General features: G+C 72.2%; 3 protein-coding genes. 2 read left to right on the plus strand and 1 reads right to left on the minus strand.

Features of this window, described 5'->3' with window-relative positions; genetic code table 11:
* The coding region (locus PROKR_RS22100) for an ADP-ribosylglycohydrolase family protein (RefSeq protein WP_051433239.1) at positions 1-899 on the minus strand (899 nt) is incomplete at its 3' end.
* A 228-nt stretch (positions 900-1,127) separates the two neighbouring features.
* Between PROKR_RS22100 and PROKR_RS22105 the strand changes: the two genes are divergently transcribed.
* On the plus strand, positions 1,128-2,114 hold the full coding sequence (locus PROKR_RS22105) for a LacI family DNA-binding transcriptional regulator (protein WP_051433240.1): 987 nt from the start codon (positions 1,128-1,130) through the stop codon (positions 2,112-2,114).
* 71 nt (positions 2,115-2,185) lie between these two features.
* Positions 2,186-3,532, plus strand: coding sequence for an ABC transporter substrate-binding protein (locus PROKR_RS22110; RefSeq protein WP_036967564.1), 1,347 nt, complete (start codon positions 2,186-2,188; stop codon positions 3,530-3,532).
* Positions 3,533-3,620: the final 88 nt, after the last annotated feature.

Here is a 3,620-nt window from a genome sequence, read left to right on the forward strand (position 1 = left end):
CACTGGCCGGTCACGGACCGCACCTGGGCGACGTGCGCCGGGTCGAGCGCGCTCGCGCCGTGCAGGGCACCGGCCACGGCGCCGGCCATGGCCGCGATGGTGTCGGAGTCGCGGCCGATGTTGACGCCGGACTCGATGGCGCCCAGCGTGCCGTCGTTGGCCCGCAGCAGGCCGATGGTCAGCGCGACGGCCTCGGGGGCGACGTCGGCCCACATGTAGTGCCGCAGCGGGATGGCCGAGAAGAGGGCCTCCTCGGCCTCCTCCGGGGAGCCGGCGCGCGTGGCGATGTCGAGCGCGCGGCGCGCCGTGCGGGCCGACCAGGAGTCCTCGGGCATCGCCGCGAGCATGGCGTCCAGCACGGGGTCGACGTCGTCCGCGACCATGGCGACGGCGACGCCGGCGGCGATCGCCTGGGCGCACCAGATGCCGTCGCGCGAGTGGCTGACCTCGGCGTCGGCCCGCGCCATCCGGATCGCGAGGGCGGGGTCCCCGGCGGCGTAGACGCCGATCGGGGCCACGCGCATGGCCGCGCCGTCGCTCCAGGTCTCGGCGTTGCGCTGCCCGCTGGCGGGCGGCGCCATGCCGGCGTGGAGGTTGGCGATCGCGATCATCTCGCTGAAGCCGGCCCGGTTGAACCCGGTGCGCTGGGCGCGCAGGGCATCCAGCCAGGTGTCGGCCACCACGGCGGACGTCAGGTCCGCGCCCGCCCGCAGCACGCCCCGGGCGCACAGGACGGCGTACTCGGTGTCGTCCGTGCCGGCGGCGTCGGGGTCGACGAAGCCGCGCACCCGGCCCCACCTCTCGCGGATCGCGGGAAGGGTCATGCCCTCGGTCGGCGCGCCCATGGCGTCACCGATCGCCAGGCCGAGCAGCGCTCCGCGCGCACGGTCGTTGTTCATGCTCCTCCGGTCCTCGCCTCTCGTCCGCCTCGCCCGGCGACGTCGTCCATGAACGCCGCCCCGAAACGTAACGTTTTGCATGCTTCAGCCAGGCGAGCATGCGTGTCGTAGAGGTGTTTGCGCACCTTTTTGCGCTTGTGTCTTGCATCACAGGGTGAGTTTGCAGGATGCTACTCCAAAACCTTTTGCGCACGGCGAGGCGCACGACGGGTCGACGAGGAGAGGGTGATGGTCGGAATACGCGAGGTGGCCGAGGTCGCGGGCGTGAGCATGTCGACGGTCTCGCAGGTCGTCTCGGGCAACCGGCCCGTCTCGGCTGCCACCCGGGCCCGGGTGGAGGCCGCGATCACCCATCTCGGCTACCGCGCCCACCCCGGCGCGTCCCAGCTCCGCGGCGGGCGCACCGGCACGATCGCCCTGATCGTGCCGACCCTGGAGAACCCGTTCTACCCGCTGGTCGCCGCCGGCATGCAGGACGTGCTCGTGCCCCGCGACATCCTGCTGACCGTCACCGACGCCAGCGGCATGGACCGCTCGACCAACGCCATCCACCGTCTCTTGTCGCGGCGCGTGGACGCGATGGTGGCCGCGCCGTTCGGCATCCCGGCGGCCGGCCTCGCCGAGCTGCACGACGCCGGCATCCCCTTCGTCACGCTCGGGGAGGAGCCGCCGGGCGGCGGCGACTACGTGCACAGCGACGACGTCCGCGGCGCGCGTGCGGTCACCGAGCACCTGATCGCGCGCGGCCGCCGGCGCATCGCCTTCCTGGGCGGCGAGGAGTCGGTGATCCCGACCCAGCAGCGCCTGGAGGGCTACCGGGCCGCCCTCCAGGCGGCGGGCCTGCCCTTCCGGGACGACGACGTCGTGTTCACCGAGTACACGCGGCAGGGCGGCCGCGACGGCGCCGCGCTGCTGCTGGAGCGCGGCGAGCGGCCCGACGCGATCGTCGCGGCCAACGACCTGATCGCCATCGGGGTGCTCGACGTGACCCGCGCCAGCAGGCTGCGCGTGCCGGAGGACGTCGCGCTGACCGGCTATGACGACATCGACGCTGCGTCCCTGGTCAGCCCGCCGCTGACCACCATCGAGAACCCGGCCCGCGAGATCGGGCGCGCGTGCGCGCGCCTGCTGCTCGAACGGCTCGACGGCGACGTCACCGAGGTCACCCGCGCCGTGGCCCTGTCCAACCGGCTGGTCGTGCGCGACTCGACCTGACCCGCTCCCCGTCCGTTCCACCTGCTCTATCCGCCTGGCACCATCCACCCTCGCGAGAGAGACACGACACCTTGAGAATCACCAAGCGCGCACTGGCTCCGATCGGCTTCGTCGCCGCGGTCTCGGTCGCCCTGGCCGGCTGCGTGAGCAGCGGCGGCAGCGGCGGCGGCGACGCGGTCACCTACTGGGGGGCGTTCTACGCGCCGAGCACCGAGGAGGCTTTCCAGGAGATCTTCGTCGACGGGTTCAACGCCGACGGCGACGCGCAGGTCGACATGGAGGTCAAGGAGCTGACCACGATCGGGCAGCTCACCGACACGGCGGTCTCGGCCGGGCAGGCGCCCGACATCGTGTACTCGGACGGCCCGTCGTCGGCCTCCGACTTCGCCCGCGCGGACCGCACCATCTCGCTCGACGAGTACGCGCAGGAGTACGGCTGGCAGGACACGTTCCTGCCCTGGGCCTACGAGCTCAGCACCGTCGACGGCAAGGTCTCCTCCGTCCCGGCCAGCTACGGGTCGATGGTCCTGTACTACAACTCGGCGGTGTTCGAGGAGCACGGCTGGACCCCGCCGACCACGCTCGCGGAGTTCGAGCAGGTCGCCAAGGAGGCCGACGAGGCGGGCATGGTGCCGCTCGGTGGCGGGAACGCCGGTTACCAGGGCATGAGCGAGTGGCTCGTCACGGCGGTCTTCAACGCCGCCGTCGGGCCGGAGAAGATCCACGACGTCCTGACGGGCGAGGCGTCCTTCACCGACCCGGAGTTCGTCGCGGCGATCGAGCTGATCCAGGACTGGATCGACAAGGGCTGGCTGGCCGGCGGCGCGGAGTCCTACTTCACCACGGACGACACGGCGAACGTGACCGGCCTGGCCAACGGCACCACCGCCATGTACCTCAGCGGCACCTGGTCCTTCAACTCCCTCTCGGAGGTGTTCGAGGACCCGTCGCAGTGGGCCTGGGCGCCGCTGCCGTCGCTGAGCGACTCGGTCGAGCCGGGTGTGTTCCCCCTCGCGATCGGTACCGCGCTGTCCGTCAGCGCCGACTCCGCCGACCCCGACGCGGCGGCCGGGTTCATCGACTACGTGGCCGGCGACGTCGACCGGGCGCTGGAGTACACGGCGCGCACGGGCGAGAACCCGCCGCCGCTGGCGGTCAGCGCCGACCAGTTCCCCGACGAGGTCGACGACCGCACCGTGGACCTCTACAGCCAGATCCCCGAGTCGACCAACGTCGGCTACGCGACCTGGACCTTCTTCCCGCCGAAGACCGACTCCTACCTCATCACCGAGTTCGACAAGGTGGTGACCGGCGACAGCACCGCGGAGCAGTACCTGGCCGGGATGCAGGACGTCTTCGACGAGGAGTTCGACGCCGGTACGACCCTGACTCCCTTCACCCCCCAGAGCCAGGGCTGACCGGTGACCACAGAGACAGCGACCACCGGGGCCTCGCTGGCGGCGGCCCCGGTGCGTCGCGAACCGCGGCCGGCCCTCCGGGGCCGGC

It is taken from the genome of Promicromonospora kroppenstedtii DSM 19349 (assembly GCF_000515355.1).
GTDB classification, from domain to species: Bacteria; Actinomycetota; Actinomycetes; order Actinomycetales; family Cellulomonadaceae; genus Promicromonospora; species Promicromonospora kroppenstedtii.